The organism is Kitasatospora sp. NPDC056800, assembly GCF_042789775.1.
Lineage (GTDB): Bacteria > Actinomycetota > Actinomycetes > Streptomycetales > Streptomycetaceae > Kitasatospora.
This window is the reverse complement of record NZ_JBHUAL010000142.1, coordinates 1-25,556: the sequence shown is the minus strand read 5'-3', so window position 1 is coordinate 25,556 and position 25,556 is coordinate 1. Positions and strand designations below refer to the sequence as shown.

26 protein-coding genes are annotated in these 25,556 nt (G+C 74.8%); 9 read left to right on the top strand and 17 right to left on the bottom strand.

Annotated elements, in window-relative coordinates; translation table 11 throughout:
• Nucleotides 1–77: 77 nt before the first annotated feature.
• Both ACFRQN_RS27220 and ACFRQN_RS27215 read right to left on the bottom strand, forming a co-directional pair.
• Nucleotides 78–773, bottom strand: a complete 696-nt coding sequence (locus ACFRQN_RS27220; RefSeq protein ID WP_031069385.1) for a response regulator transcription factor — start codon at nt 771–773, stop codon at nt 78–80.
• A gap of 2 nt (nt 774–775) precedes the next feature.
• On the bottom strand, nt 776–2,203 hold the full coding sequence (locus ACFRQN_RS27215; RefSeq protein ID WP_079271956.1) for a cell wall metabolism sensor histidine kinase WalK: 1,428 nt from the start codon (nt 2,201–2,203) through the stop codon (nt 776–778).
• 306 nt (nt 2,204–2,509) lie between these two features.
• On the opposite strand from ACFRQN_RS27215, the gene phoU reads away from it, so the two are divergent.
• Nucleotides 2,510–3,199 carry a phosphate signaling complex protein PhoU gene (gene phoU / locus ACFRQN_RS27210; RefSeq protein WP_049657907.1) on the top strand — a complete coding sequence of 230 codons (690 nt, stop codon included), beginning with the start codon at nt 2,510–2,512 and terminating at the stop codon, nt 3,197–3,199.
• 194 nt (nt 3,200–3,393) lie between these two features.
• Nucleotides 3,394–3,573 carry a hypothetical protein gene (locus tag ACFRQN_RS27205; RefSeq protein ID WP_049657904.1) on the top strand — a complete coding sequence of 60 codons (180 nt, stop codon included), beginning with the start codon at nt 3,394–3,396 and terminating at the stop codon, nt 3,571–3,573.
• 108 nt (nt 3,574–3,681) lie between these two features.
• Here ACFRQN_RS27205 and ACFRQN_RS27200 read toward each other — a convergent pair whose 3' ends face one another.
• Complete coding sequence (locus tag ACFRQN_RS27200; RefSeq protein ID WP_074001728.1) at nt 3,682–4,278, bottom strand: lytic polysaccharide monooxygenase; 597 nt, start codon at nt 4,276–4,278, stop codon at nt 3,682–3,684.
• 276 nt (nt 4,279–4,554) lie between these two features.
• Nucleotides 4,555–5,313, bottom strand: coding sequence for a phosphoglyceromutase (locus ACFRQN_RS27195; protein WP_049657900.1), 759 nt, complete (start codon nt 5,311–5,313; stop codon nt 4,555–4,557).
• 205 nt (nt 5,314–5,518) lie between these two features.
• Between ACFRQN_RS27195 and ACFRQN_RS27190 the strand changes: the two genes are divergently transcribed.
• Nucleotides 5,519–6,301 carry an MFS transporter gene (locus tag ACFRQN_RS27190; RefSeq protein ID WP_380742746.1) on the top strand — a complete coding sequence of 261 codons (783 nt, stop codon included), beginning with the start codon at nt 5,519–5,521 and terminating at the stop codon, nt 6,299–6,301.
• 12 nt (nt 6,302–6,313) lie between these two features.
• On the opposite strand, the gene ACFRQN_RS27185 is transcribed toward ACFRQN_RS27190, so the two are convergent.
• Both ACFRQN_RS27185 and mshA read right to left on the bottom strand, forming a co-directional pair.
• The gene (locus tag ACFRQN_RS27185; RefSeq protein WP_380742744.1) at nt 6,314–6,868 is read right to left on the bottom strand and encodes a YbjN domain-containing protein; all 555 of its coding nucleotides are present in this window, start codon (nt 6,866–6,868) and stop codon (nt 6,314–6,316) included.
• A gap of 79 nt (nt 6,869–6,947) precedes the next feature.
• Nucleotides 6,948–8,318 (bottom strand): D-inositol-3-phosphate glycosyltransferase, encoded by a 1,371-nt coding sequence (mshA, locus tag ACFRQN_RS27180; RefSeq protein WP_369808316.1) that lies wholly within the window; start codon nt 8,316–8,318, stop codon nt 6,948–6,950.
• A gap of 216 nt (nt 8,319–8,534) precedes the next feature.
• On the opposite strand from mshA, the gene ACFRQN_RS27175 reads away from it, so the two are divergent.
• Nucleotides 8,535–9,368, top strand: a complete 834-nt coding sequence (locus ACFRQN_RS27175) for an SAM-dependent methyltransferase (RefSeq protein WP_074001731.1) — start codon at nt 8,535–8,537, stop codon at nt 9,366–9,368.
• A 175-nt stretch (nt 9,369–9,543) separates the two neighbouring features.
• Here the strand turns inward: ACFRQN_RS27175 and ACFRQN_RS27170 are convergent, their stop codons facing one another.
• Nucleotides 9,544–10,107: an O-acetyl-ADP-ribose deacetylase gene (locus tag ACFRQN_RS27170; RefSeq protein WP_049654154.1), complete on the bottom strand. Its 564-nt coding sequence runs from the start codon at nt 10,105–10,107 to the stop codon at nt 9,544–9,546.
• Between the two features lie 248 nt (nt 10,108–10,355).
• Between ACFRQN_RS27170 and ACFRQN_RS27165 the strand changes: the two genes are divergently transcribed.
• A complete protein-coding gene (locus ACFRQN_RS27165; RefSeq protein WP_049654153.1) occupies nt 10,356–11,849 on the top strand; it encodes a PP2C family protein-serine/threonine phosphatase in 1,494 nt (497 codons plus the stop codon).
• A gap of 121 nt (nt 11,850–11,970) precedes the next feature.
• Here the strand turns inward: ACFRQN_RS27165 and ACFRQN_RS27160 are convergent, their stop codons facing one another.
• The 8 genes from ACFRQN_RS27160 to ACFRQN_RS27125 form a co-directional block, all read right to left on the bottom strand.
• Complete coding sequence (locus tag ACFRQN_RS27160) at nt 11,971–12,324, bottom strand: DUF2516 family protein (protein ID WP_049654152.1); 354 nt, start codon at nt 12,322–12,324, stop codon at nt 11,971–11,973.
• Between the two features lie 138 nt (nt 12,325–12,462).
• Nucleotides 12,463–13,005, bottom strand: coding sequence for a hypothetical protein (locus ACFRQN_RS27155; protein ID WP_380742742.1), 543 nt, complete (start codon nt 13,003–13,005; stop codon nt 12,463–12,465).
• A gap of 2 nt (nt 13,006–13,007) precedes the next feature.
• Nucleotides 13,008–13,415, bottom strand: coding sequence for a helix-turn-helix domain-containing protein (locus tag ACFRQN_RS27150; RefSeq protein ID WP_049654148.1), 408 nt, complete (start codon nt 13,413–13,415; stop codon nt 13,008–13,010).
• A 104-nt stretch (nt 13,416–13,519) separates the two neighbouring features.
• A complete protein-coding gene (locus ACFRQN_RS27145) occupies nt 13,520–14,323 on the bottom strand; it encodes an alpha/beta fold hydrolase (RefSeq protein ID WP_380742740.1) in 804 nt (267 codons plus the stop codon).
• 73 nt (nt 14,324–14,396) lie between these two features.
• Nucleotides 14,397–15,494, bottom strand: a complete 1,098-nt coding sequence (locus tag ACFRQN_RS27140) for a MerR family transcriptional regulator (protein WP_380742738.1) — start codon at nt 15,492–15,494, stop codon at nt 14,397–14,399.
• Between the two features lie 34 nt (nt 15,495–15,528).
• Nucleotides 15,529–16,527, bottom strand: coding sequence for an RNA polymerase sigma-70 factor (locus tag ACFRQN_RS27135; protein WP_380742736.1), 999 nt, complete (start codon nt 16,525–16,527; stop codon nt 15,529–15,531).
• A gap of 33 nt (nt 16,528–16,560) precedes the next feature.
• On the bottom strand, nt 16,561–16,761 hold the full coding sequence (locus tag ACFRQN_RS27130; RefSeq protein ID WP_049654144.1) for a hypothetical protein: 201 nt from the start codon (nt 16,759–16,761) through the stop codon (nt 16,561–16,563).
• A gap of 25 nt (nt 16,762–16,786) precedes the next feature.
• On the bottom strand, nt 16,787–19,990 hold the full coding sequence (locus ACFRQN_RS27125) for an SNF2-related protein (protein ID WP_380742734.1): 3,204 nt from the start codon (nt 19,988–19,990) through the stop codon (nt 16,787–16,789).
• A 184-nt stretch (nt 19,991–20,174) separates the two neighbouring features.
• On the opposite strand from ACFRQN_RS27125, the gene ACFRQN_RS27120 reads away from it, so the two are divergent.
• A complete protein-coding gene (locus ACFRQN_RS27120) occupies nt 20,175–20,789 on the top strand; it encodes a YceI family protein (protein ID WP_074001737.1) in 615 nt (204 codons plus the stop codon).
• A gap of 112 nt (nt 20,790–20,901) precedes the next feature.
• Here ACFRQN_RS27120 and ACFRQN_RS27115 read toward each other — a convergent pair whose 3' ends face one another.
• Nucleotides 20,902–21,888 (bottom strand): LysR family transcriptional regulator, encoded by a 987-nt coding sequence (locus ACFRQN_RS27115; RefSeq protein ID WP_375876609.1) that lies wholly within the window; start codon nt 21,886–21,888, stop codon nt 20,902–20,904.
• A 114-nt stretch (nt 21,889–22,002) separates the two neighbouring features.
• Here ACFRQN_RS27115 and ACFRQN_RS27110 point away from each other — a divergent pair, with 114 nt between their 5' ends.
• On the top strand, nt 22,003–23,352 hold the full coding sequence (locus ACFRQN_RS27110; protein ID WP_380742731.1) for an MFS transporter: 1,350 nt from the start codon (nt 22,003–22,005) through the stop codon (nt 23,350–23,352).
• Between the two features lie 9 nt (nt 23,353–23,361).
• Entirely contained in the window at nt 23,362–23,841 is a 480-nt protein-coding gene (locus ACFRQN_RS27105; RefSeq protein ID WP_049658671.1) for a macro domain-containing protein, read from the top strand.
• Nucleotides 23,842–23,925: 84 nt separating this feature from the next.
• Here the strand turns inward: ACFRQN_RS27105 and ACFRQN_RS27100 are convergent, their stop codons facing one another.
• Entirely contained in the window at nt 23,926–24,498 is a 573-nt protein-coding gene (locus tag ACFRQN_RS27100) for a GNAT family N-acetyltransferase (RefSeq protein WP_380742729.1), read from the bottom strand.
• Nucleotides 24,499–24,678: 180 nt separating this feature from the next.
• Between ACFRQN_RS27100 and ACFRQN_RS27095 the strand changes: the two genes are divergently transcribed.
• The gene (locus ACFRQN_RS27095; RefSeq protein WP_234348640.1) at nt 24,679–25,497 is read left to right on the top strand and encodes a TetR/AcrR family transcriptional regulator; all 819 of its coding nucleotides are present in this window, start codon (nt 24,679–24,681) and stop codon (nt 25,495–25,497) included.
• Nucleotides 25,498–25,556: the final 59 nt, after the last annotated feature.

The following is a 25,556-nucleotide window of genomic DNA, read 5'->3' as shown; positions in this document are numbered from 1 at the left end:
CTCCAGGGCCCGCCGGAGCGACGCGAAGGCCCCCTCCGGCTGCTGCCGGCGGGGGCCTTCCGCGTGGTGGGGACGGTTTACGGCTCGAACTTGTAGCCCAGGCCGCGGACGGTGACCAGGTAGCGCGGCGCGCCCGGGTCCGGCTCGATCTTGGCCCGCAGGCGCTTCACGTGGACGTCCAGGGTCTTGGTGTCGCCGACGTAGTCCGCGCCCCAGACCCGGTCGATCAGCTGCATCCGGGTGAGCACCCGGCCCGCGTTGCGCAGCAGCATCTCCAGCAGGTCGAACTCCTTGAGCGGCAGGTCGACCTTGGCGCCGTCCACGGTCACCACGTGGCGGTCCACGTCCATCCGGACCGGGCCCGCCTCCAGGGCGCCCGGGCCGCCGCCGTTGTCGCCCGCGCCGCCGTCCTCGCCGCGGCGGCGCAGCACCGCGCGGATCCGCGCGACCAGCTCGCGGGTGGAGTACGGCTTGGTGACGTAGTCGTCAGCGCCTATCTCCAGACCGACGACCTTGTCGATCTCGCTGTCCTTCGCGGTCACCATGATCACCGGGACGTTGGAACGCACCCGGAGCTGGCGGCAGACCTCGGTGCCGGGCAGGCCCGGCAGCATCAGGTCGAGCAGGACGAGGTCGGCGCCGTTCCGTTCGAACTGCTCCAGGGCGTCGGGGCCGGTGGCGGCCACGGCCACCTCGAAGCCCTCCTTGCGGAGCATGTACGAGAGGGCGTCGCTGAACGACTCCTCGTCCTCGACCACCAGTACTCGGGTCACGATCAGGCCTCCGGGGCAAGCTGCGGGGTTGTGTCTGACAGGTGTGGTGCCCGCTCCCCGGTGGGGAGCGAACGGTCCGTGCGGGGCGCGCGGGGAGCGCGATCCGTCCGGTCCGTGGTGAGGGTTCGGGGTGCGGCGGCGGGGCCGCCGTCCGGCGTGTGGTCCGGCTCGTCGCCGAACTCGTCGTCGAACGCGTCGTCGGGCTCGTCCTCCGTGGGTGCCTGCCCGGCGGGCAGGCGGACGGTGAAGGTCGACCCCTGGCCCTCGACGCTCCACACCGAGACGGTGCCGCCGTGCGAGGCCGCGACGTGCTTGACGATGGACAGGCCCAGGCCGGTGCCGCCGGTCGCCCGGGAGCGGGCGGGGTCGACGCGGTAGAACCGCTCGAAGACCCGCTCGCGGTCCTTCTCGGAGATGCCGATGCCCTGGTCGGTGACCGAGATCTCGATGAGCTCGCCGTCCGCCTCCCCGAGCGCCGCGGCGCTGGAGATCCGCCGGGTGGCGATGGCCACCCGGGTGCGGGGCGGGCTGTAGTTGACGGCGTTCTCGACCAGGTTGCCGAGCGCGGCGGCGAGCTGGCCGCGATTGCCGTGCAGGTAGAGGCCGGCGATGCCGCCCGCCGCGATCAGGATCTGCTTGGCGGCGGCCTGCTGGCGGCAGCGGTCGATCGCCTCGGCGATCAGCTCGTCCACCGCGACCGGCTCCGGGTCGATCATCAGCCGGTCGTCCTGGACCCGGGAGAGGTCGATGATCTCCTGGACCAGGCTGGCCAGCCGGGCCGCCTCGACCTGCATCCGGCCGGCGAAGCGCTGCACCGCCTCCGGGTCGTCGGACGCGTCCACGACCGCCTCGGAGAGCAGCGACAGGGCGCCGACCGGGGTCTTGAGCTCGTGGCTGACGTTGGCCACGAAGTCCCGGCGGACGGCCTCCACCCGGCGGCGCTCGGTCTGGTCCTCGACCAGCACCAGCACCAGCCGGGAGCCCAGCGGGGCGACCCGGACGGAGACCGCGAGCGGCTCGGCCGCGCGGGCCGCGCCCGGCCGGGGCACCTCCAGCTCGACCTGGCGGATCTCGCCGTCCCGGCGGGTGGAGCGGGCCAGCGCGAGCATCTGGTCCACCGCGACGGCACCGCCGCGCACCAGGCCCATCGCGTACGCCGCCGAGCTGGCCTTGACCACCTCGTCGCCCTCGCCCAGCACGATCGCGCAGGAGCGGAGCACGGAGAGCACGGTGTCGACCCCGGGCGGCAGCGGCGGCTCGGGGTTGCCGGTACCCAGTGACTGGTACCGGCCGGGGTTCCTGCCGCCGGTTGCGCTGTACCTGCCCTTGGCCTGCTCGCGCTCGCTCCAGCGGAAGGCGATGGAGGCGGTGAGGCCGACACCGAGCCCGGCTATGGCACAGGCAGCGGCGGCGGCCACGTTCACGTCCATGTGGCCAGCGTAAGCGCACGGCCAGGCCAGTCCCCAAGCACCCGATCAAGGCATCGACCACGCGTTGCCGAGAATTCACCTTCAAGTAGCCGCCGATTCACCGGAGCGGCCGTGCACCGTCGCCCAGGCGGCCGAAAGTTGGCCAGGCAGCCCGTGTGGGAGAGATCGGTGTGCCGAACAGCGGCCACCGGCTCGGGTGTGCGCGTACGATGCGCGCCACCAGCAGCGGTCACCCGGACACCGGAACGACGGTCGGACGGGCTGACCGGTCGGCACCGCCACCGACACAGCTACTGAGGAGAGAACATGCGCGACGCGTACCACGAGGAACTCGATGCGATCGGCGACAGCCTGGTCGAGATGGCCCGGCTGGTCGGCTCTGCCATGGGCCGCGCCACCACCGCCCTCCTCGACGCGGACCTCGCCCTGGCGGAGGGCGTGATCGCCGCCGACGAGAAGGTCAACGAGCTCCACCACGACCTGGAGAACCGGGCCATCGACCTCCTCGCCCGCCAGCAGCCGGTCGCCACCGACCTGCGCATCGTCGTCACCTCGCTGCGGATGAGCGCCGACCTCGAGCGCTGCGGCGACCTCGCCCGGCACGTCGCCAAGGTCGCGCGGATGCGCTACCCCGACACCGCCGTGCCGAGCGACCTGCACTCCACCGTCCTGGAGATGGGCCAGCTCGCCCAGCGCCTGGTGGCCAAGGCCGGCCTGGTCATCGCCACCAAGGACGTCGACAAGGCGCTGGAGATGGAGCAGGACGACGATGCGATCGACACCCTGCACCGCGAGCTGCTGTCGCACCTGATCGACGAGCGCTGGCACCACGGGATCGAGACCGCCGTCGACATCACCCTGGTCGGCCGCTACTACGAGCGCTTCGCGGACCACGCGGTGTCGGTCGCCAAGCGCGTGGTGTACCTGGTGACGGGCGAGCACGTGGCCGAGTTCGTGGCCGCCACCGAGGCCGCCGAGGCCGCGCCGGTCGACTGACCTCCGGTCCGGGCGGTGCTTCGTGGCCGCTCCCGGCTCACCCCCCGGGGCGAGTAAACCTGCGACGAGGGTGGTGCGGGCGCACGGCACTCCGTGCGCCCCACCACCGCGCGCCCGTTGACGCTCCGTCCATTCGGCGGCTTCACTCGACGTTGGGGGCACAGGACTGTGCCCGTCACAAGGAGGGAAGCTCGATGAAGGCCCACCCGACCCGACCGGCATCCGCCCACTCCACCGTCGAGCCACCCGCCCCGAAGCTGCTCCCCGTCCTCGCCGCCGGCTGCGGCTGCGGCCCGGGCTGCGGCTGCGGCTGCCAGTCCGGCGCGCCCTGCCAGTGCGGCGGTGCCGACGGCGGCTGCTGCGGCGGCCACTGAGCGCGCCGCCGTCCGAGGACTCCCCGAGGTGCACGGTCTTCCGGCGGCCGTGCACCTCGTTCGCGTCCGGGTCCGTGTCCGCGTCGGACCGGGCGTCGGGACCGGACGTCAGAACGCGACGTCGGTGCAGGAGTAGAAGGCGTTCCCGGTGTCGGAGATCGTCCAGACCGCGACGACCACCTGGTGGCCGGTGCGCCCGCCCGGGATGGTCGCGGTGTGGCTGAGCGTGCTCGGCACCTGCTGCCCGCCGTACGGGACGGTCAGGAAGGGCGTCAGGTCCAGGTTGGCCCGGGTGACCGGCTGGCTCGCGTCGTAGCCCGGCTTGGTCATGTAGTACCGGAAGTCGGTGGTCGCGTGCCGGGCGGTGAACTTCCAGGTGAAGGTGAGCTGCCCGCCCGCCGTCACCGGCGTGGTCGGCCAGGCACCCGCGTGCGGGTCGTCCAGCTCGGCGAAGCGCGCGTTGCCGCCGGCGCAGATGGTGCCGTCCGAGGGGCCGAGGGCCGGGAAGCCCTTGGGGCCCTCGACGCTCTGCGGCTCCCACTGGATGTCACCGCAGTCCCACGGGACGCCGTCCACGTGGGTGTCGCAGAGCGCGGCGCGGCTGGGCGGGGTCGTGATCCAGCCGTGGGACGCGGCCGGGAAGGCGAGGGTCAGCGGGATCGCCAGCGCGGCGACGGCCGCCCCGACGATGTGGCGTGTGCGCATGGTGCTCCTCCGTGGGGGTGGATGGAGTGTGCGCCGAGGGCACAGACGCGCGCGCGTGGGGGTGCGGCGGCCCGGACGGGGAGATCCTGGCATGCCTGCGCCAGTCCGGTGCCCTCACGGTAGGAGCCGCCGACTGCGGCCGTCAATGGTCTGAACCATTTTCCCACCTACCCAACTCCCCCACCAGGCAAGCGGGTTGACCCCGAACCGACCGAAAACGAACGAAGGCCCCGCCGCCCGGTCGGACCGGGTGACGGGGCCGTAGCGGCAAGCGGCCTACTTCTTGCCCTGGTTCTTGACCGCCTCGATGGCGGCCGCGGCGGCGTCCGGGTCGAGGTAGCGGCCGCCCGGGGTGACGGGCTTGAAGTCGGCGTCCAGCTCGTAGACCAGCGGGATGCCGGTCGGGATGTTCAGGCCGGCGATGGCCTCGTCGGAGATGCCGTCGAGGTGCTTGACCAGCGCGCGCAGGCTGTTGCCGTGGGCGGTGACCAGGACGGTCCGGCCGGCGGCGAGGTCCGGGACGATGGCGTCGTACCAGTACGGCAGCATCCGGTCGACGACGTCCTTCAGGCACTCGGTGCGCGGACGCAGCTCGCTCGGGATGTCGGCGTAGCGCGCGTCACCGGCCTGCGAGTACTCGGCGTCGTCGGCCAGCACCGGCGGCGGGGTGTCGTACGAGCGGCGCCACAGCTGGAACTGCTCCTCGCCGAACTCGGCCAGGGTCTGGGCCTTGTCCTTGCCCTGGAGCGCGCCGTAGTGGCGCTCGTTCAGCCGCCAGCTGCGGCTGACCGGGATCCAGTGCCGGTCGGCCTTGTCCAGGGCGATCTGGGAGGTGCGGATGGCGCGGCGCAGCAGCGAGGTGTGCAGCACGTCGGGGAGCAGACCCTCGGCGGCCAGGAGCTCGCCACCGCGGGCGGCCTCCTTCTCGCCCTTCTCGTTGAGGTCGACATCGACCCAACCGGTGAACAGGTTCTTCTGGTTCCACTGGCTCTCGCCGTGGCGGAGCAGGATGAGTCGGTACGTCGTGTCAGCCATGGCCCCCAGCTTAGTGGGGGGTCGGAAAACCCCTGGTGGGGACCTTCGGCCGATGTGTAATGTGTGCCCCGCGCATCTGACACTTACATGCGTCGGCTGACCGGGCCTGCCGCACCGTTCGGCGGACGCCTGCCCACGGGAGCCCCCACATGCTCGTCGCCCTGGTCGCCAACCCCCGGATCCGAAGACTCGTACAGCCTGCGCGGTGGTGATCTTCATCCGGATCCCGGAGACCAGGCCGCAGGCCGCGCCCGGCCGGGCGGACGGCTCCGCCGAGCCGCCGGTCAGCCTGCTCTCGGTGTTCCGGGACGCCCCGTTCATGGCGCTGGTCGGGCTCACCCTGCTGCTCGCGCTGGTCTTCCAGCAGGGCAGCACCACGCTGGCCGTGGACATGGGCGCCTCCGGCATCACCTCCACCGAGTACGGCCTGGTCATCGGCCTGAACGGGCTGCTGATCGTGGTCCTGCAGATCCCGCTGACCCGCTGGATGGAGGGCCGCTCACGGACCGGGCTGCTGATCACCAGCTGCCTGCTCACCGGCTGGGGCTTCGGGCTGGCCGCGCTGGCCGGGTCCTCGGCCTGGCTGTTCGCGCTCTCGGTGGCCGTCTGGACGGTCGGCGAGATCCTCAACACGCCGGTGATGATGGGCCTGGTCGCCGAGCTGGCGCCGACCCACGGGCGCGGCCGCTACCAGGGCGTGCACAGCCTCTCCTGGTCGCTCGCCTCGTTCCTCGGCCCGGCGGGCGGCGGGCTGCTGCTCCAGCACGCGGGGCCGGCGGTGCTCTGGACGGCCTGCGGGGCGGTCGGGACGGTCACCGCGCTCGGGTACGTGGTGCTGGCCCGCCGGACCGGCGCGGCCGGGCGCCGGCGGCCCGTGGCCACGGAGGTCCCGGCGCCCGCGGTGGGGGCTCCGGCGCGCACGGCCACGGCGCCCGCGGCCGCGGAGCCCGCGGTGGAGCCGGCCGGGAAGGCCCCGGCGGGCGCCTGACCGGCCCGCGGGTCAGCCGGCGGCCGGGGTGTCCGGGGTGACCGGAGCCTCGGCCGAGGCGTCCCGCGGGGCGGCCAGGTGGGCGAAGGCGGCCAGGTTGCGGGTGGACTCCCCGCGCTTGGTCCGCCACTCCCACTCGCGCCGGATCGCGGTGGCGAAGCCCAGCTCCAGCAGGGTGTTGAACGGCTCGTCCGCGTTCTCCAGCACCGTGCCGAGCAGCCGGTCCACGACCTGCGCGGTGAGCGCCTCCAACGGCAGCCGGCCGGCCAGGTAGACGTCACCGAGCGCGTCGATCGCGTACCCGACGCCGTACAGCCGGGTGTTGCGCTCCAGCAGCCAGCGGTAGACGGCCTCGTGGTTCTCGTCCGGACGGCGGATCACGAAGGCATTCACCGACAGGGTGTGGTCGCCGACCCGCAGGGCGCAGGTGGTGCTCAGCTTGCGGGTGCCCGGGAGGGCCGCCACCAGCGTGTACGAGTCGGTGGCGGCCGGCTCCCAGGCCACCCCGGCGTCGTCCAGGGCGGCGCGCAGGAGGGTCAGGGCCTCGTCCTTGGTGCGGATTGCCATGGGGGTGACGTTACTCGTCGGTACCGGGCAGGCGCAGCCCCAGGCCGCTCGGCCCCCGGGCTTCCGCCCGGGCCTCCGCTCAGGCCGGTCGGCGACGGACCCCGGCCAGCCGGCCCGCCGGGCGGGCCATGCTCCCGGCGTACACCTCGGCGGTGGTCGCCGCGGCCGTGTCCCAGCCGAAGCGGGACGCGTGCCGGGCCGCCGCCTCGCCGCGCCGGGCCGCGAGGCCCCGGTCGGTGACGTACGGCTCCAGCGCGTACGACCAGTCCAGCGGGTCGTGGCCCTGCACCAGGGTGCCGGTCTCGCCGTCCCGCACCGCGACCGGCAGGCCGCCCACCGAGGCCGCCACCACCGGGGTGCCGCAGGCCTGCGCCTCCAGCGCGACCAGCCCGAAGGACTCGCTGTACGAGGGCATCACCAGCGCCGACGCCGCGCGGTACCAGTCGGCGAGGTCCGGCTGGCCGACCGGCGGGTGGAACCGCACCACGTCGCCGATGCCCAGCTGGGCGGCGAGCTTGTGCAGGCTCTCCGGCCGGGCCAGCCCGGTGCCGGACGGCCCGCCGACCACCGGCACCACCAGGCGCTCGCGCAGCTCCGGGCGGCGGCCCAGCAGCGCGGCGACCGCCCGCAGCAGCACGTCCGGGGCCTTCAGCGGCTGGATCCGGCCCGCGAACAGCAGCACCGCGGCGTCCTGCGGCAGGCCCAGCCGGGCCCGCGCGGCGGCGGGCGTCCGCGGCCCGCCGGGGCGGAAGACGTCCAGGTTGACCCCGGGGTGCACGACGGCCAGCTGGTCCGGCCGGGCGGCGTAGTGCAGCGCCAGCTCGGCGGCCTCCTCGGTGGTGTTGGCGATCAGCCGGTCGGCCGCCTCCACCACCTGGGTCTCGCCGATCACCCGGGCCGCGGGCTCGGGCGTGTCGCCCTCGGCCAGCGCGGCGTTCTTGACCTTCGCCATGGTGTGCATGGTGTGCACCAGCGGCACCCCCCAGCGCTGCGCGGCCAGCCAGCCGACCTGCCCGGAGAGCCAGTAGTGCGAGTGCACCAGGTCGTAGTGGCCGGGGCGGTGGCCCGCCTCCGTCCGCAGCACCCCGTGGGTGAAGGCGCACAGCTGGGCCGGCAGGTCCTCCTTGACCAGGCCCTCGTACGGACCGGCGGTGACGTGGCGGACCAGCACGCCCGGGGCCAGCTCGACCGTCGGCGCGTCGTCCGAGCAGATCGACCGGGTGAACACCTCGACCTCGATGTTGAGGTCGGCCAGGCGCTTGGCCAGCTCCACGATGTAGACGTTCATCCCGCCGGCGTCCCCCGTGCCGGGCTGGTGCAGCGGCGAGGTGTGGACGCTCAGCATGGCTATCCGGCGCGGGCGGCGGCGACCGGGGACGAGCGACTGGAGCCGGCCGCGCGCGGGGGCGGCGGGCTGGGCCCGGCGTACCGAACGGACGGGGTGCTGGATCACCTGGCTGAAGCCTCCTCTGTGCGGCCCGTCGAGGCGGTCCGCGCCGGGCCGCCCGTTGTCCGGTGTGCGCAGCCCCGTCCGGGCACACATCACCATCAGGGTGCCAACCACACGGACCGCGCCCGGCATTCCCGCCCCGGCCCACCGGCCGGAACGGCCGCCATCGCCCCAGGTCAGCACGGTGCCGTCGGCGACCCGACTACCCTTCTGGGCATGGCTGCCTCCTTCGACCCCGCTCCCGCCGCGCCCGCCCGCGGACGGACCGGGCGCCCGGTCGGGACGGTCACCCGGGGCACCACCAACACCAACCGGCTGCGCCGGATGGACCGCTGGATCGCCCACACCCTCGGCCGCGCGCTGCGCGCCGCCGGACGGCCGCCGGTCGCGGTGGACCTCGGCTACGGCGCCGCGCCGTGGACCGCCGTCGAACTGGCCGGACGGCTGCGCACGGTGCGGCCGGACGTCCGGGTGGTCGGGATCGAGATCGAGCCGGAGCGGGTCGCCGCCGCACTGCCGTACGCCGAGCCGCCGCTGCTCACCTTCCGGCGCGGGGGCTTCGAGGTGCCGCTGGACGGCGGCGGGCCGGCCCAGCTGATCCGGGCCGCGAACGTGCTCCGGCAGTACGACGAATCGGCGGTCGCCGGGGTGTGGGAGCGGCTGTGCGCGCGGCTCGCCCCGGACGGGCTGCTGGTCGAGGGCACCTGCGACGAGATCGGGCGGCGGCACGTCTGGGTCGCGCTCGGCCCGGAGGGGCCCCGGACGGTGACCTTCGCGGCCCGGCTGGGCGGCCTGGGCCAGCCCTCCGACCTGGCCGAGCGGCTGCCGAAGGCGCTGATCCACCACAACGTGCCGGGGCGGCCCGTGCACGCCTTCCTGGCCGACTTCGACCGGGCCTGGGCGGCGGCCGCGCCGTACGGGGCGTTCGGGGCGCGGCAGCGCTGGGTGGCGGCCTGCACGGCGCTGGCGGGCAGCTGGCCGCTGGTGGACGCGCGGGGGCGGTGGCGGCAGGGCGAGGTCACGGTGCCCTGGTCGGCGCTCGCGCCGTGACCGCCGTGACCGCCGTGACCGCCGTGACCGTCGTGGCCGTCGTGGCCGTCGTGCGGGCGGTGCGCGCCGGGAGCCGGTGAGCGATTCGATACGTTCACTCGAACGAGTTATCGAATATCTCTGGCGTGTTGACGCCCCGACACGCCACGATGGTCCCGCCCTCAGACCCCCGCCCTCAGACCTCCCGGCCGAACAGCTCCCGCCGGGCCCGCTCGAACACCCCGTACATCTCCGACCCGAACAGCACGAACCGCACCTCCGCCAGCTCCGCGCCCGCCTCCGCGTCACCGCCGTCCAGCACCTCCGCGACGGTGCCGAGCGCGATCCGGGCCGCGTCCGCCGGCGGCCAGCCGTAGATCCCGGCCGACACCGCCGGGAAGGCCACCGTGCGCGCGCCGAGCCCCGCCGCGGCGCGCAGCGACTCGCGATAGCAGGAGGCCAGCAGCTCCGCCCGCTCCTCGTACTCCTCCGCCCGGTACACCGGCCCGACGGTGTGCACCACCCACCGGGCGGGCAGCCGTCCGGCCGTCGTCGCCACCGCCCGACCGGTGGGCAGCCCCTTGCCCCAGTGCGAGGCGCGCAGCCGGCGGCACTCCTCCAGGACCTGCGGTCCGCCCTTGCGGTGGATCGCGCCGTCCACCCCACCACCGCCCAGCAGGGACGAGTTGGCGGCGTTCACCACGACGTCCACCGGCTGTTCCGTGATGTCACCCTCCACCAGAGTGATCCGCGCAACCATCGCCCTCTCCCCTTTCCCGGAGCCGCCCGGCAGCCCTTCCGGCAGCCACCCGACGGAGCCCGGGTGCTCGTCCGAGTCCAGTCACCACACCACCACCGGCGTGGCAATAGCCACAACGGCGCCGGTCGGCCAGAGAAATCCCCGGAGATCACGTTATGGTCGCGAGAAGTTCCCCGACGCGCGGTGCCAGGCGGGCACTGCGGACGGACGTCGACCGTTACGCAGTCGGGGAAAGGGAGGAACCACCGATGCCCGCAACGGGAGACGGGCGGGCACCTGGTGCCGCGGGCCTGCCGGGCGCCCATGACGGCGCCCCCGTCGGTCATGCCCGAAGCCGCGTCACGACCGGACCGGCCTCGGCGGCTCCCCCGATACCCCACCCCCGCTCGCGGGCCGCGCACGCCTCCCACCCGTCCCACATCTCCGACCCGGGCGGCCCGGCGGCGGACGGACCGGCCGACGGCGCCCCGCTGCGGCTGCTGGTCATCGAGGACGACGCCTCGGACGCCCAGCTGATCAAGGCGGCGGTGGCCGACAGCGGCACCTCGATCGAGATCCACTGGGCCCGCGGCCTGGACCAGGCCACCGAACTGCTCGCCCCGCCCGTGAACTGGGCCCGGCGCGGGCGCTCCCGCACCCCCGAGTTCGGCTGCGTGCTGCTCGACCTCGCCGCGCCCGCCGACCTGCCGCACCCGACCGACTCCTCGGACGGGCTGGAGGGCCTGCACGAGCTGCTCCGCCGGGCCCCGCACACCCCGGTCGTGGTGCTCACCGACGCCGCCGGGGCCGAACTCGGCGCGGCCGCCGTCGCCGCCGGCGCCCAGGACTTCCTGCTCAAGCACGAGACGGACGGCCCGCTGCTCGCCCGTGCCCTGCGCTACGCCGTCGAGCGCAAGCGCGCCGACGAGTCCCAGCGCCGCCTGGTCGAGGCCGAGTTGCGCGGCCAGGAGAACGCCCGCCTCCAGCGCCACCTGCTGCCCACCCCGCTGCTCGACGGCGCCGGGCTCTCCTTCACCCGGCGCTACCGCCCCGGCCGCCGCCGCGCACTGCTCGGCGGCGACTTCTACGACGCCGTGCGCACCGACGACGGCGCCGTCCACGTCGTGATCGGCGACGTCTGCGGCCACGGCCCGGACGAGGCCGCGCTCGGCGTCGCGCTCCGGATAGCGTGGCGCACCCTGGTCTTCGCGGGCCTCACCGGCGAGACCCTGCTCACCACCCTCCAGCACGTGCTGGAGCACGAACGGCGCAGCGACGAGATCTTCGCGACGCTCTGCATGCTGGTCATCGAGCCCGGCGGCCCCGGCAGCGGCCTCGACTCGCTCGGCACCGGCGAGCGGGCCCGGCTCTACCTCGCCGGGCACCCGGCGCCGCTGCTGCTCGGCCGGGACCACGAGCCGATCACCCTGCCCGCCGACCTCGCCGGGCCCGCGCTCGGCCTGCTTCCGTGCCACGACGGGCAGTCCGCCTGGCCCGCCCACGAGGTCGAACTGCGGGCCGGCTGGCGGCTGTTGCTCTACACCGACGGACTGATCGAGGGCCGGGTCGGGGCCGGGTCGCGCCGACTGGGCCAGGACGGGCTCGCGGACCTGATCGGCGACCACCAGGCCGCCGGACTGACCCGGGGGCGGCTGATCGACAGCGCCATCGCCGAGGTCGAGGAGCTGAACGGCGGCGCGCTGACCGACGACGTCGCGGTGCTGCTGCTGGAGCGCAACCCGGTGCAGCTGATCCTCGGCTGATCCCCGGCCGAGGGACGCGCGAACGGGCGCGGAAGCGGTCGACGAAGAACGAGGGCGGACAACGCGACGGCCCGGGCGGGTGAACTCCCCGTCCGGGCCGTCGTGTTGTCGGCTGCCGCTCCTACCAGGGGCCGTACGGCCCGGTGTTGCTCCGACCGCCCCGACCGCCGCTGCCGCCGGTCAGCGCCCGGATCGCCGGGCGGACGTCCACCACGTAGACGATCGAGGCGACCAGGCCGGCCAGGGTGCCGATGCCGGTGAAGAAGTTCACCCCGAACAGGAAGTCCCAGCCGAAGGAGATCGCCAGGATCGCCACCCAGAAGCCCTTGGTCTTCTTGTCGGCCGCCCGGTAGGCGTCCTCCCGGCGGGTGACCGCGTCGGCCAGGGCGAACAGCTTGTAGGCGAGGATGGCGATGGTCGCCCACCAGATCGGGTTCAGGTAGGAAAAGGCCAGAATCTGCAACACTCCGACCATTTCGATCTCCTCTGCTCTCGACTCCGGCGCTGCGACCGCTGCCCATCCTGGCACGACGACCGTCCGCGACGGGCTCAATGTCCCGTGGTCACCGGATGTGCCCCACGGGGTACGGGGGCGTGTCGGACACGCCCCGGGTCACTCCGCGGCGTCGGCGGCGCCCTTGCGGGCCCGCGCGGACTTCTTCGGGGCGGGCTCGACGTCGACCTCCGAGACCTCCGAGACCTCCACGACCTCCGCCACCGGCTCGGCCTCGACCAGCTCCGCGGCCGGCTCGGGCCGCTCGGCCTCGTCCGGCGTGCCCGGGCGGGCCTTGTCCACCACGACCTTGCCGCGCTCGGCCAGCTCGTCGTACGTCTCCTTGGCCTTCACCGCCAGCTCGACCGCGCGGGCCACCTGCTGCAGGGCGAAGCCCTGGGCCCGCTCCTGCAGGGCCTTGAGGTCGGTCGGCAGGGTGGTGACGGTCTCGGTGACCTTGGCCTGCGCCCCGGTCAGCAGCGACTGCGCCTCCTGGAGCCTGGCGGTCGCCTTCTCCTGCGCACCCTTGCGGTCCGCCGCCAGCGCCTCGACCCGGCCCGGCACCTCGCGCAGCTTCTCGTACGCGAGGTCCCCGGCGCCGGCCAGGGCGTACAGCGGGGTCGGGTCTCCGAGGGTCTTCTTGATCTCGTCGGTGATGGGCATGGTTACCGGTCCTCCCGGTGGGTGTTCTGGGTGGCTGGGCCGTCGGCCGTCGGCTTGGGAGCCGACGACGCGTTCTCCTTGAGGAAGGCGTCGTAGACCGCGAGCAGCGCCTGCTTCTGCTGCTCGTTGATCAGCGGATCGGCCAGGATCGAGGCCCGCAGCTCCAGGCCCTCGCCCCGCCGCTCCTCCAGGATCCCGGCCTGGACGTACAGCGTCTCCGCCGAGATCCGCAGCGCCTTGGCGATCTGCTGGAGGATCTCCGCGCTCGGCTTGCGCAGCCCGCGCTCGATCTGGCTGAGGTACGGGTTGGACACGCCGGCGGCCTCCGCCAGCTGCCGCAGCGAGTACTGGGCGTTGCGGCGCTGCTCGCGGATGTACTCGCCCAGCGAGCCGACGTTCAGTGAGGCCATGCGGACAGCCTGCAACACCCTGCTTGCAAATGCAAGCAGGGTGCTAGCGGCAGCAAACGGGCCCTGCCGGGAGACCGGCCGGGTGGGCGGGCCGGGGCCGGGGGTCAGGCCAGGTGGGCGAGGAGGAGCTCGATGAGCCGTTCGGGGGTGCGCAGCGGGAGGTAGTGGTCGGCGTCCGGGACGAGGTGGCCGCGGGCGCCGGGGATGTCGGCGGCGAGCCGCCGGGCGATCGCCGCGATCTCCGGGTGGTCGCGGTCGCCGTGGACGACCAGGGTGGGCGCGGTGACGGTGCCGAGGAGCGGTTCGGCCGCCCGGGCCGGCGCGCCCGCGAGGTGGTGCTCGCTGACGATCCGGCGGGCCGCGTTCTCCTCGACCATCGTCGCGACTAGCTCGCCGCCCGGCGCGTCGCGGCCCATGGCGGCCCAGACGGAGAGCTCCAGTTCGGCCAGCGCCGCCGTGTCGCCCCGGCGCCGGGCCTCGGCGTAGGCGGTGGTCTCCGGGGACGGCGGCCAGTCGTGGCCGCTGACCGAGGCGCCGACCAGGCCGAGCGCGGCGACCCGGCCAGGGTGGGCGAGGGCGAAGTCCAGCACGGTCTCCCCGCCCATGCTCAGGCCGACCAGCGCGGCGCGGCGCAGACCGAAGTGGTCCAGGACGGCGAGCAGGTCCGCGACGTCGTCGAAGGCCCGCTCCGGCGCGGCGGACCGGCCGAGGCCGCGGGCGTCGTAGCGGATCACGTCGTGGTGCCGGGACAGCGCCGGGGCGACGGCGTCCCACAGCCGGGAGTCCATGCCGGAGCCGTGCAGCAGGACCACCGGGCTGCCGGTGCCGCGGCGCTCCGCCCACAGCCGGCCGCCGCCGGGGGCCGGGACGTGGACGTCGGAGGCGCGGGGATCGGCGTGCGGGCTCATGCGGTGATCCTTCCAGAGCCCGCGCAGGCCAGGCCGGTCAGGCCGCGGCGGTCAAGCGGTCAGGCCGAGGCGGTCAGGCGGACTCGGGCAGCCGGACGGGCATCAGGACCGAGAAGGTGCCCGCCCGCCCGGGGGTGCGGACGGCCAACGGGGCGATCGGGCCGCCGAGTTCGAGGAGCAGCTGTCCGGGCCGCCCGGCGTCGAGGGCGTCGAGCAGGAAGTCCCGGTTGACGGCCAGTCGGTAGCCCTCGGGGGCCGGGTCGTCGGCGACCGTCAGGCTTCCGTCCCCGGCCAGGGTCAGGACGGTGACCTCGCAGTCGGCGCCGTCCGGGCCGGAGGGCAGGGTGCGGGTGGCGCCGGTCTCGACGGCGGCGCGCAGTTCGGCGGCGGACAGGGTGATCCGGTGCTCCGGTTCGAGCCGGGTGACGGCCCGGTGGTCGGGGTAGTCGACGTCCAACGCGACGCCCTCGATGCGGTGCTCCCCGACCTCGGCCCGGACCGGTCCGTCCCCGAGGGTGAGCGCCACCTCGGCCGGGCCCGCGCCGAGCAGTGCGCGCAGCGCGTCCACCAGCGCGGTCGGGACGACCGTGCCGGCCACCGGCCGTTCGGGCGTGTCGCCGGTGGCGGGCACCTCGGCGAAGGCCATCCGGTAGCGGTCGGTGGCGACCAGGCGCAGCACCGGTCCGTCCGGTTCGAAGAGCACGCCGGCGAGCGCGGGCAGCTCCGGGCGCCCGCAGACCGCGAAGCGGACCGCGTCCAGGGCGGCCGCGAGCTCCTCGGCCGGGACGGTGAGCCGGAGTCCGGCGGGGGTGGTGGTCATCGGCTGCTCCCTCTGGTCGATCATCGCGTGGATCAGGGAGAGCTCGCGGCGGGCGTCGGCGAGGCCGTCCTCCAGCCGGCGCAGGTGTGCGTCGAGCACCTGCCGGGCCCCGCCGCTGCCGGGCGCGGCGCCGAGCACGGCGCGGATGCCGGCCAGCGGCAGGCCGACCCGGCGCAGCCGGGCCAGCAGCCGGGCGTCGGCGAGCTGGCCGGGCCGGTACCAGCGGTAGCCGGTCTGCGGGTCCACCCAGGCGGGGGTGAGCACCTCGGCGCCGTCGTAGTAGCGCAGGGTGCCGACGCCCAGGCCGCTGGCGCGGGCCAGTTCGCCGATGCTGTGCAGCTCGCTCTCCATGCCGGTGACTCTGCGGGCTCGACCTGGTCGAGGGTCAAGCCGGGCCGGAGCGATCGGCGCTGCCGTCGGCGCCGGGGACGGGGACGGGGACGGGGGCCGGGCCGGCCAGGTGGGCCAGCTTGTGCGGGTTGCGGACCGCCCGGATCTCGGAGATCCGCACGGCGCCGTCGGGCTGCTCGGCGAACTCGAAGACCGTGACGGAGTCGACCGCGCCGTCCACGGTGACCAGCACGCCGGGCACGCCGTTGACCAGCACCGGACGGACACCGGCCCCCTCGCCCAGCCGGCGGAGCACCCCGAGGACGAAGCGGGCGACGTTGTCGGCGCCGGTGACCGGCCGCAGCGCGGCGCTGATCACCCCGCCGCCGTCCGTCCAACTGGTGACGTCGGGGGCGAGCAGTTCCAGCATCCGGTTGAGGTCGCCGCCGACGCAGGCCGCCAGGAACTCGTCGGTGGCACGGCGGCGCAGCTCGGGCGGGGCGTCGTAGCGCGGCCGGCGGGCGCGCACGTGCGCCCGGGCCCGGCTGCCGACCTGGCGGCAGGCGGCCTCGGTGCGGTCCAGGGCCTCGGCGATCTCCTGGTAGGAGAAGCCGAAGGCCTCCTTGAGTACGAACACCGCCCGCTCCAGCGGGGACAGGCTCTCCAGGACCACCAGCAGGGCGACCGAGACGGTCTCGGCCCGCTCGACGCCGTCGGTCGCGTCCGGCTCGGCGACCAGCGGCTCGGGCAGCCAGGGGCCGACGTAGGACTCGCGGCGGACGGCGGCCGAGTCCAGCTTGTTGAGGGCGAGGTTGGTGACCGTACGGGCCAGGAAGCCGCCGGGACTGGCGACCGGGCCGGTGACGCCGCTCCAGCGCAGCCAGGTGTCCTGGACCAGGTCCTCGGCGTCGGCGACGCTGCCGAGCATCCGGTAGGCGATGCCGAAGACCGTCCGCCGGTGCCGCTCGAAGTCGGCCAGCCGGGGGTCGGTCGGCCCGGTCGCGCTGGTCTGCCCGGCTTCACCGGCCGGCCCGGTCTCGTGGGTGTCGGTCACCCGCGCGACGCTATCGCACGGTAGTCGTCGCGCTCAGCTCCGGAAGGCCTCGTAGGCGGGGGCCAGCACGGCGGAGAGGTCGCGGCCGTACGCGGTGATGCCGGAGCGGCCGAGGCGGCGCAGCGAGGGCTCGTCCGGGCCATCCTCCTCCTCCGCCGGGGCGGGGCTCAGGGTGAAGTCGCCGCGCCAGTAGGCGGCGACGTTGACCACGGGCGGTCTCGGTTCGTCGGTCACGCGTCCTCCTCGGTGCCGGAACCGGTCATAGGTCCTCCTCGGCCACGGCGTCCTCCCGGGTGAGGGCGACCAGTTCGCGCAGTGCGTCGACCGGCAGGTCGGTGAGCCAGCGCTCCCCCTCCCCCACCACCGCCTCGGCCAACGAGCGTTTGGCGGTGAGGAGTTCGTCGATCCGCTCCTCGACGGTGCCGACGCAGACCAGTCGGCGGACCTGGACGTCCCGGCGCTGGCCGATCCGGAAGGCGCGGTCGGTGGCCTGCTCCTCGACCGCCGGGTTCCACCAGCGGTCCAGGTGGATCACCTGGTTGGCTGCGGTCAGGTTGAGGCCGGTGCCGCCGGCCCGCAGCGAGAGCAGGAACACCCGTGGCCCGTCCGGGGACTGGAAGCGGTCGACCAGCTCCTCGCGGCGCGCCCGGGCCAGGCCGCCGTGCAGGTAGAGCACCTCCTCGCCGAGCCGGCGCTCCAGGTACGGGCGGAGCATCGCGCCGAACTCGGCGTACTGGGTGAAGACCAGCGTCCGGTCGCCCTCGGCCAGCGCCTCCTCCAGCAGTTCGGCCAGCCGGGCGACCTTGCCCGAACGCCCGGCCACCGCCGAGCCGTCGTGCAGCAGTTGGGCCGGGTGGTTGCAGACCTGCTTGAGCTTGCCGATCGAGGCCAGCACCGTGCCGCGCCGCTCCACGCCCCGGATGCCCTCGACCCGCCGCAGCAGGTCGGCGACCACGGCCTGGTAGAGGCCGGCCTGCTCGGCGGTGAGGTTGCACCAGACGGTCATCTCCTGCTTGGCGGGCAGCTCGGCCGCCACCGCCGGGTCGGACTTGACCCGGCGCAGCACGAACGGGGCGGTGCGGCGCAGGAGTTCGGCGGTGCGCTCGGGGTTGCGGTGCAGCTCAACCGGGATCGCGTAGCGCTCCTTGAAGCGCTCGGCCGGGCCGAGCAGGCCGGGGTTGGCGAAGTCCAGGACGGCGTGCAGTTCGGCGAGCCGGTTCTCCACCGGGGTGCCGGTGAGGGCGATCCGGTGCCGGGTGACGGGCAGCGACCGGATCGCCCGGGACTGCGCGGTGCCGGTGTTCTTGATGTGCTGGGCCTCGTCGGCGACCACCCGGCGCCAGCGGATCGCGCGCAGGGCGGCGAGGTCGCGCTGGACCAGCCCGTAGGTGGTGATGACCAGGTCCACGCCCCGTACGGCTTCGGCGAGTTGCTCCGCGCCGAGGCGGCCGGCCCCGTGGTGGACGTACCGCCGCAGGCCGGGGGCGAAGCGCTCGGCCTCGCGCTGCCAGTTGCCGACCAGGGACATCGGGCAGACCAGCAGGGTCGGGCCGACGGCGCCACCGGGCCGCTCGGAGGCCTTCCCGGAGGCCCTCCCGGGGGCCCTCCCGGAGGCCTGCTCGGGGACCTTCTCGGAGGCCTTCTCCGCAGCCAGCAGGGCGAGGGTCTGGACGGTCTTGCCGAGGCCCATGTCGTCCGCCAGCACGGCGCCGAGGCCGAGCCCGGACATGGTCCGCAGCCAGGCCAGCCCGCGCTCCTGGTACGGGCGCAGCTCGGCCCGGAAGTCCGGCGGCAGCTCCGGCGCCACCGCGCCGCCGCCCCGCCCGGCGAGCAGGTCGCCGAGCGGGCCGTCCGCACGCACCGAGGTGACCGGCAGCCCGGCGACCGTCGCGTCCGGGTCGAGGGCGAGCCGGAGCAGTTCGGTGGCGGCGAGCACGCCGTCGCGCCGGTCGGCGAGGAAGGCGAGGGCGGCGGCGATCTGGGCCGGGTCGGCCTCCAGCCAGGTGCCGCGCACCCGGACCAACCCCTGCTTGGCGGCGGCGAGTTCGGCCAGTTCGCGCTCGGTGAGCGGTTCCCCCTCCGGGCCGAGCGCGGCCTGCCACCGGAAGGCGACCACGGCGTCCCGGTCCACCTGGCTGGTGACCGCGAGGGTGCCGGGCGCGGGCGGGGTGGTGGCGCGCAGGGCGAGCCCGAGCCGGGGGCGGCGGCGCCACCAGGCGGGCAGCAGCACCCCGAAGCCGCCCTCGGCGAGGGCGGGCGCGGCGGTGCGCAGGAAGTCCAGCGCACCGGCCCGGTCGAGCGGCAGGGCGGACGGGCGGGAGCGGTGGCGCAGCCCGTCCAGGGCGGGCCAGCGGTGGGCGGCGCGGGCGAGTTCGGCGACCAGGACGTCGACCGGGTCGGCGGCCTTGCGGGCGAGCGCGGCGTGGGCGGCGCCGCCCTCGTGCAGGTCGGCGGCGCGGACCAGCAGGGAGGGCTCGTCCACGGCCTGGAGCAGGAACTCCAGCCGCCAGGCGTCGTCGGAGGGGCGGCCCTCGGGGTCGTCCGCGTCGGGGCCGAGCGGCTCGACCAGGCGGAAGCAGAGCCGCAGCGCCGGGTCGACGGGCTCGGCGGCGGCGTACCAGGCGCCGAGCCGGCGGCGAAGTTCGGCGACCTCCCCGGCCGGGGCGCCGTCGATCGCGCCGTCGGGGGTGGCGAGGGCGTGCAGCCAGCGCTCGGCGACGGCCTCCCCCGGCGCGGGGAAGGGGGTGTCCGCCAGCGCGGCGCGGGCCTCGGCGTCCACCAGCGCGCCCAGGGCGGCGCCCAGCAGCGCCTCGCCGCTGCCGGGGCCGTGCGGCCACTCCCCCAGCAGGACGGGCGGGCAGCCGGCGGCCAGGGCGGCGGCCTCGCGGCGCCCGGCCGGGGTGGGGTCGGGCCGCCACCGGGCCCGCGGCCGGCCGTCGGCGGCGGTCACGGGCAGCGGCAGCACCCGGCCCCGGCCGACCGTCCGCCAGGCGAGGTCGTGCACCCCGGTGAGCCAGCGCAGCGAGGGGCCGTGGACCACCTCGACCCGTCCGGCGCCGGGCAGGTCGGTGCCGGTGACGGCCCAGACCGGGTCGAAGACCTCGCCGAGCAGCTGGGCGGCGGCCCCGGCGTCGAAGAGCAGTGCCGGCACGCGCCAGGGGGTGAGCACGGCGCCGCCGCGCGGCGGGGTGACCGGCAGGTCGGGCGAGGGCGCGGGGGCGGTGCCGACGGTGGGCAGCAGCAGGGTGGCCCAGCGCTCGGGGGCCTGGCCGGCGAGCCAGCCGAGGCCCGGGCCGATGCCGCCGAGCACGGCGGCCAGCTCGCCGGCCGGGCAGGCGTAGGGGTGGGCGCGCGGGGCGGGCCGGTCGGGGTGCGGCTCGGGGGCGCCGGGGTGGGCGCGGGCGTCCTCGGCCCAGAGCGCCAGCCGCCCGTCCGCCCGCCAGAGCGCGTGCAGGACGAACATCGGGGGCCTTCCGGGCGGGGTGGGAACCGTCCTTCGCAGCCTAGCCGGGAGGGCCGACAGGACCGGTCCGCTGAGCCGTTCGGGGGAAGCCCGGACGCCATGGTTGAAAGTTGAACGAAGTTGTCCTACGCTGGAGCCAACAAGTTGAAGCCTAAACAACTGGCTTCGAACCAAGGAGGAAGCCATGGGCCTGTTCAACCGCACCAAGACCGTCACCGCCCCCGCCGCGGCCACCGTCCGGACCCCGGCCGGCCCGGACCTCGCCCACCTGACCGGCGACTGGACGATCGACACCACGCACAGCGAGATCGGCTTCTCGGTCCGCCACGCCATGGTCACCAACGTCAAGGGCCGCTTCACCGAGTACGACGGCGCGCTGCACCTGGACGGGACCCACCCGGGCAACTCCACGGCCGAGCTGGTGATCAAGGTCGCGAGCGTCGACACCAACCAGGCCCAGCGCGACGAGCACCTGCGCACCGGCGACTTCTTCGCCGCCGACGCCCACCCGGAGATCCGCTTCCGCAGCACCTCCGCCCAGCTGGTCGGCGGCGACTCGTACCGGATGACCGGCGACCTCACCATCAAGGGCACCACCCGCCCGGTCGTGCTCGACCTGGAGTACACCGGCAGCGCCACCGACGCGTACGGCGCCGACCGGGTCGGCTTCGAGGGCAAGGCCGTCCTCGACCGCACCGAGTTCGGCCTGACCTACAACGCCGCGCTGGAGACCGGCGGCGTGCTGATCGGCGAGAAGGTCAAGCTCAGCTTCGAGATCTCCGCCGTCAAGGCGGCCTGAGCCGGCCGTCCCCGTCGCGGGTCGCCCCCGTCGCGGCCGGCCTCGCCCCGTCGCGGGCCGCCCCCTGAGCACCGTCCCTGCCCCTCCCCCCGGGGGCAGGGGCGGTTTTCGCCTATCCCGGGGGCAGCAGCGCCGCGTCCGCCGCGGGGAGCCAGCTGCCCGGCGGGCGGCGCAGCCAGCCCTCGGCCGCGCCGAGCTCGTCCGCCGCCGCGGCCAGCGCCCGCAGCCCCGGGTGACGCTCGCCGGGCCGGTGCACCAGGCTGACCAGGGTCAGCGGCACCGGCTCCACCAGCGGCACGTTCACCGTCCCCGGCATCCGCGGACCGCCGACCGTGGTCAGCATCGGATCGCCGTGCCGGACCAGGTAGCGGGCGGTCTCGTCCACGCCGACCGGCGGCGCGTACGGCGCGGCCGCCGTCAGGCCGTGCTCGCGCAGCAGCCGGGTGCCGAGGTCGGCCCACTCGGTGGTGGCCGGGTTGCCCACGCAGACGTCGACGGGGTGCCCGACCAGGTCCGACAGGCGCAGGGCGGCGCGGCCGGCCAGCGGATGGGTGTCCGCCATCATCACCGAGACCCGCTCCAACCGCACCGGCAGCTGGACGAGTTGACCGCGCACCGGGGCGGGCAGTCCGGCGAAGCGCCCGAAGGAGGCGTCCAGCCGGTGGGCCAGGAGCTCGGCGGCGGCCGCGGCCAGCCCGCCGTGGAAGCGGGCCAGCAGTTCGCCCTCCGGCCAGGCGGCGCGGGCCCGTTCGAGCACCCGGTCGGCGGCGAGGTCCGGACCGTTGACGTCGCTGTTGAGGTCGAGCAGCAGCGGCCGGGCCGCGGCCCCGGCCCCGGTCGCCGCCTCGGCGAGGATCTCGTCGTGCAGGGCGAGGAACCGGCGCGCCCGGGGCAGCAACCGCCGCCCGGCCGGGGTGAGTTCGACGCTGCGGGTGGTGCGGGTGAACAGCGCGTCGCCGAGCAGCCCCTCCAGGGTCCGGACGTCCCGGCTGAGCGCCTGCTGGGCGGTGTGCAGCCGCTCGGCGGCCCGGCCGAAGTGCAGGGTCTCGGCGGTCGCGACGAAGCCGCGGAGCAGACGGGGGTGCAGGTCACGGGGCATGGGCGGCAGATTAACAACAGGGTGTTGTGAGTGCGGCGAAACAGGTGTTGGACGGCCGCCCGCCGCCGGCACCAGGCTGGGGGCACCCCCTTCCCACCTGCTCACAGGAGCCCGATGCCCTCGCGCGCCCTCCTCACCTCCTACCGGCGGTTGTTCGCGGCCCCCGGTGCCGTCGCCTTCACCCTGACCGGACTGCTCGGCCGGCTGGCGCTGTCGATGAACGGCGTCGCACTGGTGGTGCTGCTCTCCGAACGGCGCGGCTCGTACGGGCTGGCCGGGGCGGTCTCGGCGACCGGGCTGGTCACCGGCGCGATCGGGATGCCGCTGATCGGACGGCTGGTGGACCGGTACGGGCAGGCGCGGGTGACGGTACCGGCCGCGCTGTACAACGCCGTTCCGCTGACCGGCCTGCTGCTCTGCGTCCGGCTCGGCGCACCCGACTGGACGCTCCTCCTCTGCTCCGCGGCCTGGGCGGCGGCACCCAACCTCGGCGGCATGGCCCGCTCCCGCTGGGCGCACCTGCACCGGGACGACCCGGCCGCCCGGCACCTGGCCAACTCCTTCGAGCAGGCGCTGGACGAACTCTGCTTCATGGCCGGACCGGTGCTCGCGATGGTGCTCTGCACCACGTTCGCCCCGGAGGCCGGACTGATCACCGCCGGCGCCCTCGGCACCACCGGCGCCCTGCTGTTCGCCGCCCAGCGGCGCACCGAACCGCCGCTGCCGCCGCCCGTCTCGGCCGGCTCTGTCGGCTCGGCCGGTTCCCCGCTGCGGGTGCCCGGGCTGCGGGTGCTGGTGCTGACCTTCCTGGCGACCGGCATGGTCTTCGGCGCGACCGAGATCACCACCGTGGCGTACGCCGACGCGCTCGGCCACAAGGCGTCGGCCGGCCTGCTGCTGGCCCTGGTCGCGGCCGGCTCCTGCCTGGCGGGGCTGCTGTTCGGACTGCTGGCCCCGCGTCGGGCGCCGGGCCCGCGCTTCCTGCTCGGCGCCACGGCGATGGTCGCGGTGCTGCTGCTGCCGCTCGCCGCCGGACTGGGCGGGGCCGGGCTCGGACTGCTCGGCGTGGCGCTGTTCGCGGCCGGCACCGCCACCGCGCCGACCATGGTGACGGGAATGACGCTGGTCCAGGAGCTGCTGCCGCGGCGGCAGTTCAACGAGGGGATGGCGATGGCGGTGTCCGGCATCGTGGTCGGCATCTCGGCGGGGGCGGCGCTCGCCGGGGCGGTCGCCGAGCGGGCCGCTCCGGGCACCGGCTACGCCCTGCCCGCCGCGGCCGCCGGGCTCGCGCTGCTGATCGCGCTGGCGGGGCGGCGGCACCTGGCGACGCCGGGGACGGCGACGACCGGCGGCGCCTCGGGCCCCGGCTCGGACGGTGCGTCGGACGGTGCATCAGGTGCGGCGAGTACGGCGGGTTCGGCTGCGGCGGATAATTCCGAGCGGATTGTCAGTGCCTCCCTCTAACGTCGAGGCATGGAGGAAATCACCTACGTCCGAGGCGATGCCACCACGCCGCACGGCAAGGGCGTGAAGGTGATCGCGCACGTCTGCAACGACCTCGGCGGCTGGGGCAAGGGCTTCGTGCTCGCGCTCTCCAGACGCTGGCCCGAGCCGGAGGCGGCGTACCGGCGCTGGCACCGGGAGCGGGCGACGAACGACTTCGGGCTCGGCGCCGTCCAGCTGGTGCGGGTCGATCCGCACGTCTGGGTGGCCAACCTGGTCGGCCAGCGCGGCATCCGGACGGGGCGCTCCACCGGGGTGCCCGTGCGGTACGAGGCGATCGACACCGGGCTGGACGCGCTGGGCGGGCACGCGCTCCGGCTCGGCGCCTCCGTCCACATGCCGCGGATCGGCTGCGGTCTGGCGGGCGGGCGCTGGGAGCGGGTCGAGCCGCTGGTCACCGCCCGGCTGACGGACCGGGGCGTCCCGGTGACGGTCTACGACTTCGACTGACCGGGCCGCTCCGGCGCCGCTTCCACGTCCACCGACCCGTTCCTACTGATCCGTTCCTACTGATCCGTTCCCATCGGTCCGTTCCTACCGGTCCGCCGGCTCCGGCCGGTCGGCCCCGGTCGCCACGCGCTCGGCCGGCCAGGCGTACACGTACTCGGGCAGCAGGAATCCGCCGGGGAACTCCCCCTCCTGCGCCCGGACCCGCTCGGCACCCTCGCGCTCGTAGAAGGCGATCGCGCGGGTGTTGTCCCGCAGCACCTCCAGGGAGAGTGCGGCCCCGGGGTGCCGCTCGGCGACATGGGCGCGGCCCGCGGTCAGCAGCTCGCGGCCGATGCCGCCCCCGTTCAGGCCGGGGCGCACGTGCAGGTTGTCGATCAGCACCCCGCCGTCCGGCTGCGGGACGAGGTAGATGAACCCGACCACCGCTCCGGCCCGTTCGGCGATCAGGAGCTCGGGCGTGTTCTCCGGCTCCCCGTAGTCGGCGTCCAAGCGCAGTTCCCACAGCTCGCGCCGCTGGGCCGCCATCCCGTCGCCCAGCCCCTCCACCGGGACGATCCCCCGGTAGGTGGTGCGCCAGCTGTGGGCGTGCAGCTCGGCGACGGCCTCGGCGTCCCGCACTCCGCCGCGCCGAATGACGATCTGTCCTGAACTGATCATGTGACCAGCCTCCCACAGAGATGGAGTTGAACATGTTCAACCGAAGCGTCTACAGTTCCACTCAGCTTTTGAACGCGTTCGAAATTCGGGGGGTCATCGTGGTACCGGGTGCGGAGGGGGCATCCGGTGCCACGAACACCGACACCGGATGGAACGTCGTCTCCGGCTAGGCTCGTCCTCGTGGACGACCTGGCAGCGACGAACCGAACGGACGGCGGGAACGGCACGGCCGGGGCTCCGGCCGTGCCCGGACCGGAGGGCGGCCCCGCACCGGAGGGCGGGCCCCTGCCCGGCGGCCGGGCCCAGCCGAAGACCGACAAGAGCGAGGCGACCCGTGCCCTGATCCTGGAGACGGCCATGCGGCTGTTCCAGGAACGGGGCTACGAGAAGACCACCATGCGCGCCATCGCCACCGAGGCCGGCGTCTCGGTGGGCAACGCCTACTACTACTTCTCGGCGAAGGAATTCCTGATCCAGGGGTTCTACGACCGGATGACCTACGAGCACGCGGCCGACGCCAGGCGCCGGATGGCCCACACCCGGGACTTCTCCGAGCGGCTGCGGATCGCGCTGGACTCCTGGCTCGACACGGCCGCGCCGTACCACGAGTTCTCCGCGCAGTTCTTCCGCACCGCCGCCGACCCGACCAGCTCGCTGAGCCCGTTCTCCAACGAGTCCCACCCGGCCCGGGCGACGGCGGTCGAGCTGTTCCGCGACGTCCTCCAGGGCTCGGAGCTGGCGCCCAAGCTGGACGCCGAACTGGTCGAGCTGCTGCCGGACGTGCTCTGGCTCTACCTGATGATCGTGGTGCTGTACTGGGTCTTCGACCGCACCCCGGACACCGAGCGGACCAGGGAGTTCGTCCGGCGCTCGACGCCGCTCGCGGCGCGGATGATCAACCTGTCCCGCTACCGGGTCTTCCGGCCGATCGTCCGCGACGCCAAGGGCCTGATCCAGGACTTCATCCTGCCCACCATCGGCAAGGCGGCGGTCAAGTAGCGCCCGCCCCGGCCACGGACGGAACGCATCCGGCCGGGCACTCCCCCACCGGGAGTGCC

Excerpts from the sequence above, each read along its gene's own strand:
- ACFRQN_RS27215 (WP_079271956.1), bottom strand. The coding sequence starts at position 2,203 with ATGGACGTGAACGTGGCCGCCGCCGCTGCCTGTGCCATAGCCGGGCTC.
- phoU (WP_049657907.1), top strand. The coding sequence starts at position 2,510 with ATGCGCGACGCGTACCACGAGGAACTCGATGCGATCGGCGACAGCCTG.
- ACFRQN_RS27205 (WP_049657904.1), top strand. The coding sequence starts at position 3,394 with ATGAAGGCCCACCCGACCCGACCGGCATCCGCCCACTCCACCGTCGAG.
- ACFRQN_RS27200 (WP_074001728.1), bottom strand. The coding sequence starts at position 4,278 with ATGCGCACACGCCACATCGTCGGGGCGGCCGTCGCCGCGCTGGCGATC.
- ACFRQN_RS27195 (WP_049657900.1), bottom strand. The coding sequence starts at position 5,313 with ATGGCTGACACGACGTACCGACTCATCCTGCTCCGCCACGGCGAGAGC.
- ACFRQN_RS27185 (WP_380742744.1), bottom strand. The coding sequence starts at position 6,868 with ATGGCAATCCGCACCAAGGACGAGGCCCTGACCCTCCTGCGCGCCGCC.
- ACFRQN_RS27175 (WP_074001731.1), top strand. The coding sequence starts at position 8,535 with ATGGCTGCCTCCTTCGACCCCGCTCCCGCCGCGCCCGCCCGCGGACGG.
- ACFRQN_RS27170 (WP_049654154.1), bottom strand. The coding sequence starts at position 10,107 with ATGGTTGCGCGGATCACTCTGGTGGAGGGTGACATCACGGAACAGCCG.
- ACFRQN_RS27165 (WP_049654153.1), top strand. The coding sequence starts at position 10,356 with ATGCCCGCAACGGGAGACGGGCGGGCACCTGGTGCCGCGGGCCTGCCG.
- ACFRQN_RS27160 (WP_049654152.1), bottom strand. The coding sequence starts at position 12,324 with ATGGTCGGAGTGTTGCAGATTCTGGCCTTTTCCTACCTGAACCCGATC.
- ACFRQN_RS27155 (WP_380742742.1), bottom strand. The coding sequence starts at position 13,005 with ATGCCCATCACCGACGAGATCAAGAAGACCCTCGGAGACCCGACCCCG.
- ACFRQN_RS27150 (WP_049654148.1), bottom strand. The coding sequence starts at position 13,415 with ATGGCCTCACTGAACGTCGGCTCGCTGGGCGAGTACATCCGCGAGCAG.
- ACFRQN_RS27145 (WP_380742740.1), bottom strand. The coding sequence starts at position 14,323 with ATGAGCCCGCACGCCGATCCCCGCGCCTCCGACGTCCACGTCCCGGCC.
- ACFRQN_RS27140 (WP_380742738.1), bottom strand. The coding sequence starts at position 15,494 with ATGGAGAGCGAGCTGCACAGCATCGGCGAACTGGCCCGCGCCAGCGGC.
- ACFRQN_RS27125 (WP_380742734.1), bottom strand. The coding sequence starts at position 19,990 with ATGTTCGTCCTGCACGCGCTCTGGCGGGCGGACGGGCGGCTGGCGCTC.
- ACFRQN_RS27120 (WP_074001737.1), top strand. The coding sequence starts at position 20,175 with ATGGGCCTGTTCAACCGCACCAAGACCGTCACCGCCCCCGCCGCGGCC.
- ACFRQN_RS27115 (WP_375876609.1), bottom strand. The coding sequence starts at position 21,888 with ATGCCCCGTGACCTGCACCCCCGTCTGCTCCGCGGCTTCGTCGCGACC.
- ACFRQN_RS27110 (WP_380742731.1), top strand. The coding sequence starts at position 22,003 with ATGCCCTCGCGCGCCCTCCTCACCTCCTACCGGCGGTTGTTCGCGGCC.
- ACFRQN_RS27105 (WP_049658671.1), top strand. The coding sequence starts at position 23,362 with ATGGAGGAAATCACCTACGTCCGAGGCGATGCCACCACGCCGCACGGC.
- ACFRQN_RS27100 (WP_380742729.1), bottom strand. The coding sequence starts at position 24,498 with ATGATCAGTTCAGGACAGATCGTCATTCGGCGCGGCGGAGTGCGGGAC.